The 13,228-nt window shown below is 65.0% G+C and carries 14 protein-coding genes and 1 tRNA gene; 7 read left to right on the top strand and 8 right to left on the bottom strand.

Going from position 1 to position 13,228, the window contains the following annotated elements; translation table 11 throughout:
* Nucleotides 1-14 precede the first annotated feature (14 nt).
* Nucleotides 15-1,310, top strand: coding sequence for an MFS transporter (locus ACM42_RS16295; RefSeq protein ID WP_271528866.1), 1,296 nt, complete (start codon nucleotides 15-17; stop codon nucleotides 1,308-1,310).
* Between the two features lie 105 nt (nucleotides 1,311-1,415).
* Here the strand turns inward: ACM42_RS16295 and ACM42_RS16290 are convergent, their stop codons facing one another.
* Nucleotides 1,416-2,081 carry a glutathione S-transferase family protein gene (locus ACM42_RS16290; RefSeq protein WP_271528865.1) on the bottom strand — a complete coding sequence of 222 codons (666 nt, stop codon included), beginning with the start codon at nucleotides 2,079-2,081 and terminating at the stop codon, nucleotides 1,416-1,418.
* Nucleotides 2,082-2,245: 164 nt separating this feature from the next.
* Between ACM42_RS16290 and ACM42_RS16285 the strand changes: the two genes are divergently transcribed.
* The 4 genes from ACM42_RS16285 to panE all read left to right on the top strand — a co-directional run bounded on the left by ACM42_RS16285 (nucleotide 2,246) and on the right by panE (nucleotide 5,998).
* Nucleotides 2,246-2,827, top strand: coding sequence for a DUF2239 family protein (locus tag ACM42_RS16285; protein ID WP_271528864.1), 582 nt, complete (start codon nucleotides 2,246-2,248; stop codon nucleotides 2,825-2,827).
* A gap of 87 nt (nucleotides 2,828-2,914) precedes the next feature.
* Entirely contained in the window at nucleotides 2,915-4,264 is a 1,350-nt protein-coding gene (locus ACM42_RS16280; protein ID WP_271528863.1) for an MATE family efflux transporter, read from the top strand.
* Nucleotides 4,265-4,354: 90 nt separating this feature from the next.
* Nucleotides 4,355-4,969: a 2-hydroxychromene-2-carboxylate isomerase gene (locus ACM42_RS16275; protein ID WP_271528862.1), complete on the top strand. Its 615-nt coding sequence runs from the start codon at nucleotides 4,355-4,357 to the stop codon at nucleotides 4,967-4,969.
* A gap of 105 nt (nucleotides 4,970-5,074) precedes the next feature.
* Nucleotides 5,075-5,998 carry a 2-dehydropantoate 2-reductase gene (panE, locus tag ACM42_RS16270; RefSeq protein WP_271528861.1) on the top strand — a complete coding sequence of 308 codons (924 nt, stop codon included), beginning with the start codon at nucleotides 5,075-5,077 and terminating at the stop codon, nucleotides 5,996-5,998.
* A 180-nt stretch (nucleotides 5,999-6,178) separates the two neighbouring features.
* Here panE and ACM42_RS16265 read toward each other — a convergent pair whose 3' ends face one another.
* The 4 genes from ACM42_RS16265 to ACM42_RS16250 form a co-directional block, all read right to left on the bottom strand.
* On the bottom strand, nucleotides 6,179-6,760 hold the full coding sequence (locus ACM42_RS16265; RefSeq protein ID WP_271528860.1) for a c-type cytochrome: 582 nt from the start codon (nucleotides 6,758-6,760) through the stop codon (nucleotides 6,179-6,181).
* A 186-nt stretch (nucleotides 6,761-6,946) separates the two neighbouring features.
* Entirely contained in the window at nucleotides 6,947-8,227 is a 1,281-nt protein-coding gene (locus ACM42_RS16260; RefSeq protein WP_271528859.1) for a PQQ-dependent sugar dehydrogenase, read from the bottom strand.
* Between the two features lie 384 nt (nucleotides 8,228-8,611).
* On the bottom strand, nucleotides 8,612-9,598 hold the full coding sequence (locus ACM42_RS16255; RefSeq protein ID WP_271528858.1) for an NAD-dependent epimerase/dehydratase family protein: 987 nt from the start codon (nucleotides 9,596-9,598) through the stop codon (nucleotides 8,612-8,614).
* 79 nt (nucleotides 9,599-9,677) lie between these two features.
* Nucleotides 9,678-9,752 (bottom strand) — tRNA-Gly (locus ACM42_RS16250).
* A gap of 271 nt (nucleotides 9,753-10,023) precedes the next feature.
* Between ACM42_RS16250 and trxA the strand changes: the two genes are divergently transcribed.
* Together trxA and ACM42_RS16240 are read left to right on the top strand one after the other, a co-directional pair.
* Nucleotides 10,024-10,947 carry a thioredoxin gene (trxA, locus tag ACM42_RS16245; protein WP_028177007.1) on the top strand — a complete coding sequence of 308 codons (924 nt, stop codon included), beginning with the start codon at nucleotides 10,024-10,026 and terminating at the stop codon, nucleotides 10,945-10,947.
* A 33-nt stretch (nucleotides 10,948-10,980) separates the two neighbouring features.
* On the top strand, nucleotides 10,981-11,658 hold the full coding sequence (locus ACM42_RS16240) for an LON peptidase substrate-binding domain-containing protein (protein ID WP_271528857.1): 678 nt from the start codon (nucleotides 10,981-10,983) through the stop codon (nucleotides 11,656-11,658).
* A gap of 126 nt (nucleotides 11,659-11,784) precedes the next feature.
* On the opposite strand, the gene ACM42_RS16235 is transcribed toward ACM42_RS16240, so the two are convergent.
* The 3 genes from ACM42_RS16235 to ACM42_RS16225 form a co-directional block, all read right to left on the bottom strand.
* Nucleotides 11,785-12,372 carry a cytochrome b/b6 domain-containing protein gene (locus ACM42_RS16235; protein WP_271528856.1) on the bottom strand — a complete coding sequence of 196 codons (588 nt, stop codon included), beginning with the start codon at nucleotides 12,370-12,372 and terminating at the stop codon, nucleotides 11,785-11,787.
* Between the two features lie 35 nt (nucleotides 12,373-12,407).
* Complete coding sequence (locus tag ACM42_RS16230; protein WP_271528855.1) at nucleotides 12,408-12,686, bottom strand: PepSY domain-containing protein; 279 nt, start codon at nucleotides 12,684-12,686, stop codon at nucleotides 12,408-12,410.
* Between the two features lie 164 nt (nucleotides 12,687-12,850).
* Complete coding sequence (locus tag ACM42_RS16225) at nucleotides 12,851-13,201, bottom strand: hypothetical protein (RefSeq protein ID WP_271528854.1); 351 nt, start codon at nucleotides 13,199-13,201, stop codon at nucleotides 12,851-12,853.
* Nucleotides 13,202-13,228: the final 27 nt, after the last annotated feature.

The raw sequence follows: 13,228 nt of genomic DNA, 5'->3' as shown, positions 1-13,228 counted from the left end.
CCGGGGAAACGCACATGACCACCGCCGATCCGAACCTGCGCATCGAACGCGCGGAGATCGAGGACACCAGCCTGCTCGCCTTCTATCGCGACATGAACACGCCCGAGCGGCGGACGTTCTGGGCCTGCGCTGCGGGCTGGGCGCTCGACGGCATGGACTTCATGATCTACCCGCTGGTGATCGGCACCATCATCGCCCTGTGGAAGGTCGATGCGGCCTCGGCCGGCCTTGCCGGCACGGTGACGCTGCTCGCCTCCGCCATCGGCGGCTGGCTCGGCGGCTATCTCTCCGACCATATCGGGCGTGTCAGGACGCTCCAGATCACCATCATCTGGTTCTCGTTCTTCTCTCTGGTCTGCGCCGTCGTGCAGAATTTCGAGCAGCTCCTGATCGCACGCGCCGTGCTCGGCCTCGGCTTCGGCGGCGAATGGGCGGCGGGCGCCGTGCTGATGGGTGAGGCGATCCGGCCCCAATATCGCGGGCGCGCGGTCGGCTCGGTCCAGTCGGGCTGGGCGGTCGGCTGGGGCCTGGCCGTGCTGTCGCAGGCGATCCTGTTCTCGCTTCTGCCGGCGGAGACGGCCTGGCGCTGGATGTTCGTGATCGGTGCGCTGCCGGCACTTCTGGTGTTCTACATCCGCCGCTCTGTCACCGAGCCGGAGATCGCAGCCGAGGCCCGCGCCAGGCGGGCGGAAACGGGCAGTCATCCGAGGCTCTGGGAGATCTTCACCTTTCCGATCGTGAAGACCACGGTGCTTGCGTCGCTGATGGCGACGGGCTGCCAAGGCGGCTACTACGCCGTCACCTTCTGGGTGCCGCAATTCCTGACCAAGGAGCGGCACCTGTCGATCGTCGGATCGACCGGCTATCTCGCGACGCTGATCATCGGCTCCTTCATCGGCTATCTGGTGGGCGCGTGGCTCGCCGACCGGATCGGGCGGCGCAATCTGTTCCTGATCTTCTCGATCGGAGCCATGGCGGTGGTGCTTCTCTACACACAGCTGCCGCTGACCAACGAGATCCTCTGGATACTCGGTTTCCCGCTCGGCTTCTTCGCCTCGGGCTATTTCTCCGGCATCGGCGCGTTCCTGACCGAACTCTATCCGACGCGGCTGCGCGGCTCGGGCCAGGGCTTCTGCTACAATTTCGGCCGCGGCATCGGCGCGCTGTTTCCATTCCTCGTCGGCGCACTGTCGGCGACGACGTCGCTCGCCAATGCGATCGCGATCTTCGCGGTGGTGGCTTACGCGGTGTTCTTCATCGCCGCCTTCGCGCTGCCGGAGACACGCGGGCGCGTGCTGTACGCGGACTGACCTGTCATCCCGGGGCGATGCGCAAGCATCGAACCCGGGATCTCGCGCCACAATCTCGAGATTCCGGGTTCGCCCTTCGGGCGCCCCGGAATGACGGTGAAGAAACTACCGCCCGACCTGATACGGCCCGCCCTTTTCCAGCGCGCGCGCATAGGCCGGCCGCGCGTGGATGCGCTCCAGGAACGCCATCGCCCTGGGATGGCCCTGCTCCAGCCCGCCGCGCGCCTGGGCAGCTTCCAGCGGAAAGCTCATCTGGATGTCGGCCGCGGTGAACTCGCTGCCGGCGAACCACTCGCTCTTGGCAAGCTCGCCTTCCCAATAGTCCATGTGCTGCTTGAGCTGCGGATTGACCAGCGCGGTCAGCGCCTGGTTGCACACCTTGCGCACCAGCGGGCGCAGCAGTGCCGGGGCGCGCTTCGGCATCAGCGTGAACAGCAGCTTGAGCAGCAGCGGCTGCATCGCGGATCCTTCCGCATAGTGCAGCCAATAGGTGTACCGCAGCCGCTCCGGCGTGTTGGGCGGCGGGATCAGCCGGCCGTTGCCGTAGGTCGCGATGAGATATTCGATGATCGCGCCCGACTCGGCGATGGTGTTGCCGTTGTCGGTGATGACCGGCGACTTTCCGAGTGGATGGATAGCGCGCAGCTCCTTCGGCGCGCGCATGTCCGGCTGGCGCTGATAGCGCACGATCTCGTAGGGCACGCCCAACTCCTCGAGCAGCCACAGCACGCGCTGCGAGCGGGAATTGTTGAGGTGGTGAACGGTCAGCATCGCGGGGTCCTTAAGGCTAGGCGTGGTCGATCGGCCGAGCGTTCGTGCCAGCCCGGGAACACATTGTCGAGGCGCCGGCGCGGATATTTTCACCCGGGTATATTGACGCGGGTAATTTACCCGGGTATTAAGCTGCCAACACGATCAATATGGCAATGATTCCAATGCAAGGGACTTACACAGCGTTCGTCGGCCAGCGCCGGCTGGCCTCCGGCACGGCCGGCGAAGTCGCGCTCGCCGTCAAGCGGGCAACGCAGCCGCTGGACCAACCGATCATCATCTTCGACGACGGGACGGGTCGGTCGATCGACTTCGACCTGCGCGGCGAGGATCGCGAGGTGCTGGCGCGGCTGGAGAAGCTGGCACCGCCGCCGGCCGAGGCGGCCGAGACACCCGCAGAGCCGCGCGGCCGCGGCCGGCCGAAACTCGGCGTGGTCGCGCGCGAAGTGACGTTGCTGCCGCGGCACTGGGAGTGGCTTAACGCCCAGGCCGGCGGCGCCTCGGTCGCGCTGCGCAAGCTCGTCGACGAGGCCAGGCGCGCCAGCGGCGCCAAGGACCGCGAGCGCCAGGCGCGCGATGCGGCCTATCACTTCATGTCGACCATGGCCGGCAATCTGCCGCAGTTCGAGGAGGCCTCGCGCGCGCTGTTCGCGGATGACCGGCGGCGCTTCACCGGGCTGATCGCCGATTGGCCGACTGATATCCGCGACCACATCGTCAAGCTCGCCTACAGCGACCGCGCTTAAAGCGCAGCGCTCTTCGCAACCCCATCGAAGGCCGAGCCGCGCATCGCGCGGCAACGGCTTCGCACGCCCTGATGAAAGGCCGATCCAATGTCCGCTCCAAAACCGCTCTGGACCACATTTCTCCGCTTCCTCGCACCCTTGATGCTGAGTAACGCGCTGCAATCGCTGTTCGGCACCGTCAGCAATGTCTATCTCGGCCAGATGATCGGCGTCGACGCGCTCGCCGCGGTCTCGGTGTTCTTCCCGGTGATGTTCTTCCTGTTCGCCTTCGTCATGGGGCTGAGCACCGGCGCCACCGTGTTGATCGGCCAGGCCTTTGGCGCAGGCGAGCACGGCCGGATCAAGATCATCGCGGGTACGACACTCGCAGTCGGCCTGCTGCTGTCGATTTCGGTTGCACTGATTGGCGGGCTCTTCAGCCGTCAATTGATGATGGCGCTCGCCACGCCCGCGGACATTCTCGATGAGGCCAGCGCCTATGCGCGGATCATGCTGCTGACCGTGCCGCTCGGCTTCGTCTTCCTGCTGATGACTGCAATGATCCGCGGCGTCGGCGACGCGCTGACACCGCTGCTGGCGCTGGCGTTGTCGACTGCGACCGGCCTGATCCTGACGCCATTGCTGATCCGCGGCGCGTCCGGATTGCCGGCGGCGGGCATCACCAGCCCGGCGTGGGCATCTGCGATCGCCAATGCGACGACGCTGATCGTGCTGGCGGCCTATCTGCTGCGGAAGAAGCACGCGCTCGCACCCGACGCTGCGTTGCTGCGTCACCTGCGGCTGAACGGCGCCGTGCTCGGAAAGGTCCTCGGCATCGGACTGCCGAGCGCCATCGGCATGGTGGCGATGGCGATCGCCGAGCTGGTGCTGCTCGGCCTCGTCAACGGCTATGGGTCCGAGGCCACGGCCGCGTACGGCGCGGTCAACCAGGTGATGGGCTACACGCAGTTCACGGCGATGTCGATTTCGATCGCGGTCTCGATCCTCGGCGCCCAGGCTGTCGGCGGCGGCGACAGGACGCGGCTCGACAGCATCGTCCGCACCGGCCTCATGTTCAACATCGTCCTGACCGGCGGGCTGGTGGCGCTGATCTATCTCGTGCCGCGCGCGGTGCTCGGCATCTTCATCACCGATGGCGCCGTCCTCGATCTGGCGAAAGGGCTGCTGTACATCGCCTTGTGGAGCTCGGTGCCGTTCGGCCTCGCCACGGTGTTTTCAGGCGCGATGCGTGCGGCCGGTGTCGCGTTCACACCGATGCTGCTGTCGATCTTCGCGATTGTCGCGATCGAGCTGCCGGCCGCGGTGATCCTGAGCCGCACGGTCGGCCTCGCAGGCGTCTGGGCCACCTATCCGATCGTGTTCTGCGCCATGTTCATTTTGCAGATGGGCTATTACCTCCTGGTGTGGCGCAGGCAGGCGATCAAGCGTCTGATCTGACGGCCCTAAGTATTATGACCGTCATTAAACGGTGGACCTGTGGCGCGGCCTGCGCCACAATGACGAAAAGCGACGTCAGGGAGAATGATTTTGACCCGTACCGCCCCGCAATTCCTGTTCGACTTCGGCAGCCCCAACGCCTATCTCAGCCATCTGGCGATTCCGGCGATCGAGCAGCGGATTGGGGTCAAGTTCGAATATGTGCCGATCCTGCTCGGCGGCATCTTCAAGTCGACCAACAACAAGTCGCCGGCCGAAACCCTGGCCGGCATCAAGAACAAGCGCGAATTCCAGGCGATCGAGACCGAGCGCTTCATCAAGCGCTTCCATGTCCAGCCCTATGTCTGGAATCCGCATTTCCCCGTCAACACGCTGAACCTGATGCGCGCGGCAATCGCGGCGCAGCTCGAAGGCGTGTTCGAGAAATATGTCGAGGCCGCTTTCCACCACATGTGGCGCGAGCCGAAGAAGATGGACGATCCTGAAATCGCGGGGAAGGCGCTGGCGTCCTCCGGCCTCGACGCGCAAAGGCTGTTCGCCCGCGCTGGGGAACCCGAGGTCAAGGGCAAACTGATCAAGAACACCGAGGAGGCGGTCGCCCGCGGCGCCTTCGGCTCACCGACCTTCTTCGTCGGCAACGAGATGTTCTTCGGCAAGGAACAGCTGCGCGAAGTCGAGGAGATGGTGCTGGAAGGGGGTGAATAGGGAATGGCGAACAGCGAGTCGTGAAATTGTGACTCGTCATTTGCGGCCTCGCACCCTATTCGCTATTCCCTACTCGCCATTCGCCTCGTTCAACGGAGCTCTGCAATGCGTATTCTCGTGGTCGGCGCCGGCGCAATCGGCGGCTATTTCGGTGGCAGGCTGTTGCAGGCCGGCCGCGACGTCACCTTCCTGGTCCGGCCCCGGCGCGCCAGCGAGCTGGCGAGCGCCGGCCTCGTCATCAAGAGCCCGAACGGCGACGTGACCTTGAAGAATCCACCGACCGTGCAGGCGGACGCGCTCAGGGACAAGTTCGACGTCGTGCTCTTGAGCTGCAAGGCGTTCGACCTCGACGACGCCATCAAGTCGTTTGCCGCGGCGGTCGGGCCGAACACCGCGATCATTCCAATGCTCAACGGCATGAAGCATCTCGACACGCTGGATGCCAGGTTCGGCAAGGAGCGGGTGCTCGGCGGCCTCTGCGCCATCGCCGCGACCTTGAACGAGAAGCGCGAGGTGGTGCAGCTCCAGCCGATGCAGTCGATCAGTTACGGCGAGCGCGACGGCAAGATGTCGGACCGGGTGAAGGCGATCGACGAAGCCTTCAAGAGCGGCATCACTGGCGCCACCGCCAGCCAGAACATCATGCAGGACATGTGGGAGAAGTGGGTTTTCCTCTCCTCGCTCGCGGCATCCACCAGCCTGATGCGCGCCTCAGTCGGCGACATCCTTGCGGCTCCGGGCGGCCGGGATTTCCTGCTCGGCATGCTGGACGAGACCAGCGCGATCGCCGCCGCGTCCGGCTATCCGCCGGGCGGGCCGTTCTTCGAGCGCGTGAAGGGCAACCTCACCGCCGAAGGCTCGCCGATGACGGCTTCGATGTTCCGCGACATCAAGGCCGGCTTGCCGGTCGAGGCCGATCACGTCATCGGCGACCTCATCGCGCGCGCCGACGCCGCCAAGGTGCCGGTGCCGAAGCTGCGCATCGCGTACACGCATCTGAAGGCGTATGAGAAGCAGCGGGCGAGCTAAACACTCCGCTGTCGTCCCGGGGCGCGCGCAGCGCGAGCCCGGGACCCAGCCACAGAGAGTGGTTGTGGAGCGAAGTGGTGACTCCGAGTCTTCGCAAAACGCCATCCTGTGGTTATGGATCCCGGGCTCGCGCTTTGCGCGCCCCGGGATGACGAGTTGTGTTTGCCGCAGCATCCCGCGTTATTTGAAGTTCGCGAGATAGTGCGAGACGGCGGTGATCTCCTCGTCGCTCATGTGATAGGCGACGTCCGCCATCGCGGCGACGCCGCCGCCGACGCGCTGGCCGGCCTTGTAGTCGTGCAGCGCCTTGACGAGATATTCCTCGCGTTGCCCAGCGAGCCGCGCGACTCCCTTGGTGCCGGCATAGCTGTCGGTGTGGCATGAAGCGCAGCGGCGGCCGGCGGCAACCTGCGCGCCCTTCTTCGACAGGTCCGGATCCGCGTCCTCGGCTCCCTTCGGAGGCGTCAGCGAAGAAAAATAGGCGCCGAGATTGCGGATGTCCTCGTTGGTGATCTCCTCGACGATCGGCTGCATCTGCTCGTTCTTGCGCGAGCCGGCGCGAAAGAACACCAGCTGCCATTGCAGGAATTGATCGGGCTGACCGGCGAGCGAGGGGATGTTCTCGGTCTGCGAGATGCCGTTCTCGCCGTGACAGCCGGCGCAAACCTCCGCCTTGGCCTTGCCGGCGGCAACGTCGGCGGCACGCGTGGCCGGCGCAGTGAGAAGCGTGGCTGCCAGAACTCCAGACCAAACTGCTCGCATGGATGATTTCTCCGACTGTCACTGCCGGGCTTGCCCGGGCAATCCATCTCATTCTTGAACGGCTTCTCGCTTGATGGATGCCCGGATCAAGTCCGGGCATGACGAACGCGTTCCGCTGTGTGCTCGCCGTGTCAAGCAAAAGGCTGCGGCGCCTTCCGGCCGCCGCAGCCTCGTGTCGTGCGCGCGCTACTTCTTGCTGTAGCTGATGCGGTAGATCGCGCCGGCCCAATCATCGGCGACGAGGATCGACCCGTCCTTGGCGAGGATGATGTCGTTGGGACGGCCGAGATAGCCCTGGTCGCCCTCGAGCCAGCCGGAGGCGAAGATCTCCTGCTTGGGATTCTTGCCGTCGGGCCCGACGATCACGCGCACGATCCGTGCACCCTGGTACTTGTGCCTGTTCCAGGAGCCGTGCTCGGCGATCAGGATGTTGTTCTTGTACTCGGCGGGGAATTGGTCGCCGGTGTAGAACTTCATGCCGAGCGGCGCGACATGGGCCCCGAGATTCAGCACGGGCGGCGTGAACTCGGAGCATTTGTGGCCCATCGCGAACTTGTCGTCGGGCAGATTGCCCTGGTGGCAATAGGGATAGCCGAAATGCTCGCCGATCCGGTTGATCATGTTCAGCTTGTCACTGGGCAGATCATCGCTGATCCAGTCGCGGGCATTCTCGGTGAACCAGAGCTTGCCGGTGCGCGGATCGACGTCGCCGCCGACCGAGTTGCGAACGCCGAGCGCCCAGATTTCGGCGTTGCCGGTCTTGGGATCGACGCGGCGGATCTGCGAGACGCTGGTCGGCGGGATGCCGATGTTGAAGGGCGGTCCGAACGGCAGGAAGAACCAGCCTTCCTTGTCGACCGCGATGTACTTCCAGCCATGCGCGGCATAGGACGGCATGTCGTCATAGACGACCTTGCCGTCGCCGAGCTTGTCGAGATTGGCTTCGGCGTTGTCGTAGCGGATCAGCTTGTCGACGGCGATGACGTAGAGCGCGCCGTCCCTGAAGGCGAGACCGGTGGGCATGTTCAGGCCCTTGAGGACGGTCTTGACCTCCTTCTTTCCGTTGTTGTCCTTGATGGCATAGACGTTGCCGAGGCCGAACGAGCCGACGAACAGCGTGCCCTTGTCACCCCAGGCCATCTGCCGCGCGGCCAGCACGCCCGAGGCGTAGACCTCGATCTTGAAGCCCGGCGGCAGCTTGATCTTCTTGACGATGTTGGCGAGCTCGGCGTCGGAGGCGCCGGTCGGCGGGCCCGAGGGCGGCGCGAGGCCCTTCTGCGCCTCGGTCTCGTCACCGAGGAACCAGTCGTCCGGCGGGTGGGTCCAGAACTCCTTGGTGCCGGATTCGTATTTTTTCAGCGGCTTGCTCTTGTCCTGCTGTTGCGCATGGCCAGCGCCGGTCCCCGCGAGAAGGGCAACCGCTGCAAGCGCCAGAACGGATTGAAAGACGGATCTATGGAATTGCATCGCGTCACTCCCCTAAGGCAGCCGTCAGGGCTGCGCTTTATTTTGCTTTTGCCAGTCGAGAGGCGAAGTCTTGGGTCCGTCAACACGACAGACCCAAAAAGGTTAGCACATCCGCGAGCGGTGAGAAGCGCGCCGCCTGCACCGCGTTCGCGCTCCGAAAAAATTGAGACGGAATGTCAATGAGGGGGCGATCGCAGCGACGACAACGCTCTCGCTGCAGCGCGGAATCAAAGTGGCGCACGGATCGTTTGCAGACGGCACGAGGGGCGGCTCATGTAAAAACACGAAAACAACCCCATGCACAGTAGAACGGCTCAGGCTGGCCCGCTCCCGGTGACGCCGGGCAGACATCTGAAGCGTCGAGCAAAATGGCGATTGCGGCGCTTACGAGGCGACGGGGTAGGGTCCATCGTCGAACACCGTGTCATGATAGCCCTTCGACCCGATCTCGCGTGCCAGCGTGCTACGAAAATCGCGGTCGCCTTGCAGGCTGCGCAGCACATGCGCGAAGTCGAATTCGGGCCGCCAGCCCAGCTCGCGCCGCGCGCGGTCGTTGACATAGACGCGGTCGATCGCGGGGAAGAGCCGCCAGCCGCGCGCCGCATAGAGCTGCGCGCACTCCGGATAGAGCTCGCGCACGATGCCCGCCGCATCGCACGCGAGCGCGGCGAGATGACGCTGCTCGAACGGGGTGGTGGCCGACACGATGTAGCGGGCGAAGCCGATCCTCGGCGCGCGTTCGGCGGCGAGCAGATGCGCGCTCACGGCGTCCGCGATATCCAGCCGGCGATAGAGCAGCTCGTTGGCCTGCGCGTTCTCGAGCGCGTAGGCCGACCGCATCAAAGGATCGTCGTCGTCCTCGGGGAAGAAGCGCGAGGTCCGCAAGACCACCACCGGCAAACCGCGCTCGCGAAAGAACAGCTCGCAGAGGCTCTCGGCCATCAGCTTGGTGGTGCCGTAGATGTTCTTCGGCACCGACGGCAGATCCTCGGTGACCCACACCGCGGCCTGCCCCGTCTCGGGGCGCAGCTGCGAGCCGAACGCGCTGGTGGTGCTGGTGAAGACGAAGCTCCTCACGCCCGCCGCCGCGGCCGCCTCGAGCAAGTTGAGCGTGCCGGTGACGTTGGTGTCGACGAAGTCCTGCTTGGAGTGGGTCGCCACATGCGGCTTGTGCAGCGTCGCGGTGTGGATGACGGCGGTGACGCCATCCATCTGCTCCCGCACGAATGCGGGATCGACGATCGAGCCGACGGCATCGGTGAAGGGCGATGGCTTCAGATCGATCCCGCGCACGGGCAACCCGCGCCCACGGAGCGTCCGGAGAATGGCTTCACCGAGATGGCCGGCACTGCCGGTGATCAGGATTGTCATGCGAAACTCAACAATACAGCCGTCAGCGGCGCGGAAAACCACGGCCCGACCCGGTTCGGCTGGATGCTCTGGGAAAAATTGGAGCGGGCGAAGGGGCTCGAACCCTCGACCCCGACCTTGGCAAGGTCGTGCTCTACCACTGAGCTACACCCGCATCCTGTGTCGGTCGCGTGACGCGCCGGCAACGGCTGTCGTATGCCAAAAGCGGGAGGGGAATGCAACAGCTACCGGCGGCCTCAATTCGCAATTGAGGGCCCCAATGGACGCCGAAGCTCGCCAAATCGACCGGAAAGGCCCCGGAACCGGCGAATCGGAGGCCCTGGATTGAAATTCGGCCCATTCGGCCCAATTTAGGAGCCGACCACAAGCATATGATGTGGCGGCGTGCTAAAGAGCCGTCATTCCAGACATGACGAGGGAATCCCGTGACGATCATCGACCAGGGTAACGGAGCGGCGGGCCCGGCTGCGGCCGACCTGATCAAGGACACCACCACCCAGACCTTCGTGAAGGACGTCATCGAGGAATCGAAGCGCCAGCCGGTGCTGATCGATTTCTGGGCGGAGTGGTGCGGCCCCTGCAAGCAGCTCACCCCCGTGCTCGAAAAGGCTGTGAAGGCGGCCAAGGGCAAGGTCAAGCTGGTCAAGATGAACATCGACCAGCATCCGGCAATCCCGGGCCAGATGGGCATCCAGTCGATCCCGGCCGTGATCGCCTTCGTCAACGGCCAGCCGGCCGACGGCTTCATGGGTGCGGTGCCCGAGAGCCAGATCAATGCCTTCATCGAGCGCCTGACCAAGGGCGTCACCGCGCCGGGCGAGGTCAACGTCGCCGAGATCGTGCAGGAGGCCGAAGCGGTGCTCGCCGAGGGCGATACGGCGGCGGCGGCGCAGATCTATGCCGAGGCGCTCCAGCACGATTCGACCAATATCGCGGCACTTGCCGGCCTTGCGAAGTGCTACGCCGTCTCCGGCGCGATGGAGCAGGCCAAGCAGACGCTGGCCATGGTGCCCGAGTCCAAGCGCAACGACCCGGCCGTGAAGGCGGTGCAGACCGCGATCGATCTCGCCGAGCAGGCCAAATCACTTGGACCGGTCGCCGAGCTGGAACAGAAAGTCGCCGCAAATCCGCTCGATCATCAGGCCCGGTTCGACCTCGCCACCGCGCTCAACGCACAAGGCAATCGCGCGGCGGCGACCGAGCAGCTGCTCGAGATCATCAAGCGCGACCGCAAGTGGAACGACGACGGCGCCCGCAAGCAGCTGGTGCAGTTCTTCGAGGCTTGGGGCGGCACGGATGATGCAACCGTCGAAGGACGGAAACGTTTGTCGACGATCCTGTTTTCGTAAGGGCGCGCTGGCGACGCCAGGGGGACCGGGCAGATGCCGATCAACATCGAATATCGCGGGCCCGCCGACCTCCCGGAGATCATTCCGGTGTTTCCGCTGCCGGGCGCGCTGCTGCTGCCCCGCGGTCAGATGCCGCTCAACATCTTCGAGCCGCGCTACCTGGCGATGGTCGACGATTCCCTTCGCGACGGGCATCGCCTGATCGGCATGATCCAGCCCGACGCGGCGCATTCACCGAAGAATTCCGACAAGCCGGCGCTGTTCCGCGTCGGCTGCGTCGGCCGTATCACCCAGCTCGCTGAATCCGGCGACGGCCGCTACATCCTCGAGCTCACCGGCGTCGCGCGCTTCAAGGTTGTCGAGGAGCTCGAAGTGCTGACCGCCTACCGGCAGTGCAAGGTGGACTTCTTCGCCTTCGTCGACGACTTCACCGCGCGCATGGGCGAGGAGGAGGTCGATCGCGACGCGCTGCTGGCCGTGCTGGCCGACTTCCTGAAGGCCAACAATCTCAAGGTCGACTGGGAAGGCGTGGAGAGCGCGCCCAACGAGGCGCTCGTCAACGCGCTGGCGATGATGTCGCCCTATGGCCCGGCGGAGAAGCAGGCGATGCTGGAAGCGCCCGACCTGAAGACCCGCGCCGAGATCCTGATCGCCGTCACCGAGATGGACCTCGCCAAGAAGCGCACCAGCGGTGATCCGCCGCTGCAGTGAGACTGTAGGCACCACAAGCTCCGTCATGCCCGGGCTTGACCCGGGCATCCACGTCTTTGCCACACAGAAGAACGTGGATGGGACAAGCCCGGCCATGACGAGGACGGAATGCGGCCTTCAAAATTTTCACGAATGATGCCGGATGCGCTTGCGCCCGGTGAACATCGCGCGGATCAGGTTCTCGCGCTGGAGAATCCCCATCACCAGCACACCCAACACGTGCAGCACGACCAGAACGATGACCGCGTCCGATGAATAATGGTGGATGTCTTCGACCCACCACACGCCGAAGAAAGTGACGGTCACCGACATCGCTCCCGTGATCGTCGAGACGGCGAGCGAGGCCAGCAGCGCGACCAGCATCAAGCTGCCGGCGGGATTGAGCCCGATATAGCGGCCGGTCATGCCGCGCCGCAGATTCCAGAGATAGTTCGGCGCGACGCGCAGCCTGACACCGAGCATCCGGAAGCGCGAATAGCGGCTCCCCATGAAACCCCAGAGCAGGCGGAAGGCGAGCAGGCCGATGACCGCATAGCCGACGATGCGGTGAACGCCGTCATACACGGTCGGCGTGAACCACGCGATCAGAACCGAGATCGCGAGAATCCAGTGCCAGAGGCGCAGCGGGAGGTCCCAGACCGCGACCGTCCGCGAGACGAGTCGATTCGCGGGTGCCCTGTCGGACACCCCGCGCTCCTCCGGCACTTCTTTCATCAAGCCCACTTCGCTTCGGGGCTCACGCGCGCGATCTACTTGGCGATCGTGTGCTTGAGGCTGAGATCTTCGGGGCTGTAGAACAGCTCGTAGAGCTTGCCTTCCTTGACGCCGTAGACCTCGTAGCACGAGCCCTCGATCTTGGAGCGGCGCACCTCGTAGCCCGCCGCCTTGGCCTTGGCTTCGGCTTCGCTGGCCGGCTTCCACGACGCCTTATCGAGCTTGGTGCAGTCCTTGAAGCCGTCGGCCATGGCCGCCGATCCCATGCCAATCCCGATGGTCAGTGCAATGGCAACAACACGAATGACCTTCACGAACATCTCCTCCTCTGTCGTGGGCGCACCGCAGGGCCGCGGAGCGCACCGAAGGAAGCAAAGGAGGTGATGAAGTCAATCGGGTACGGGCCTGGTTCGCTTTAGATAAGTTCTAACGTGGCTCACAGGGGCGGCCTTACGCCTAACGGGCCGGATGCGCAGCGCTAGTAGCCGGCGACCGCGAGCGCGACCACTGCACCCATGCCGACCCAGCCGAAATGGCGGCCGCGCATGGCGAAGGCGTTGGCGAGGGCCGCAAAGCCGAACACGATGGCGAGCGTGGCGACGATCCAGTGCCGGGCGAGGCTCGACTCCAGCCGGGGCGCAACCAGCAGCAGCGCGCCGCCGCCGACCCATGCCACCGTGCCGGCCTGCCATACCAGTCGGATCAGCGTGCGCAGGCGCGCCGGCTCGATGCTGGCGCGGGCGAAGACTTTGGTCTCGCCGAGCACGCCGTGGATGAGCGCCAGCACGATCGCGGCGAGGCCGGAACATTGCAGGAGAAGGTCGCGCATGGGGCATGCTCCATCCGTACAGCACTG

The organism is Bradyrhizobium sp. CCBAU 25338, from assembly GCF_028128965.1.
Lineage (GTDB): Bacteria > Pseudomonadota > Alphaproteobacteria > Rhizobiales > Xanthobacteraceae > Bradyrhizobium > Bradyrhizobium liaoningense.
This window is presented reverse-complemented; position numbering and strand designations above follow the sequence as displayed.

Coding starts and splice junctions, on each gene's coding strand:
- ACM42_RS16265 (WP_271528860.1), bottom strand. CDS start 6,760: ATGCGAGCAGTTTGGTCTGGAGTTCTGGCAGCCACGCTTCTCACTGCG.
- ACM42_RS16255 (WP_271528858.1), bottom strand. CDS start 9,598: ATGACAATCCTGATCACCGGCAGTGCCGGCCATCTCGGTGAAGCCATT.
- ACM42_RS16260 (WP_271528859.1), bottom strand. CDS start 8,227: ATGCAATTCCATAGATCCGTCTTTCAATCCGTTCTGGCGCTTGCAGCG.
- ACM42_RS16295 (WP_271528866.1), top strand. CDS start 15: ATGACCACCGCCGATCCGAACCTGCGCATCGAACGCGCGGAGATCGAG.
- ACM42_RS16235 (WP_271528856.1), bottom strand. CDS start 12,372: ATGAAAGAAGTGCCGGAGGAGCGCGGGGTGTCCGACAGGGCACCCGCG.
- ACM42_RS16280 (WP_271528863.1), top strand. CDS start 2,915: ATGTCCGCTCCAAAACCGCTCTGGACCACATTTCTCCGCTTCCTCGCA.
- panE (WP_271528861.1), top strand. CDS start 5,075: ATGCGTATTCTCGTGGTCGGCGCCGGCGCAATCGGCGGCTATTTCGGT.
- ACM42_RS16285 (WP_271528864.1), top strand. CDS start 2,246: ATGCAAGGGACTTACACAGCGTTCGTCGGCCAGCGCCGGCTGGCCTCC.
- ACM42_RS16225 (WP_271528854.1), bottom strand. CDS start 13,201: ATGCGCGACCTTCTCCTGCAATGTTCCGGCCTCGCCGCGATCGTGCTG.
- ACM42_RS16290 (WP_271528865.1), bottom strand. CDS start 2,081: ATGCTGACCGTTCACCACCTCAACAATTCCCGCTCGCAGCGCGTGCTG.
- ACM42_RS16240 (WP_271528857.1), top strand. CDS start 10,981: ATGCCGATCAACATCGAATATCGCGGGCCCGCCGACCTCCCGGAGATC.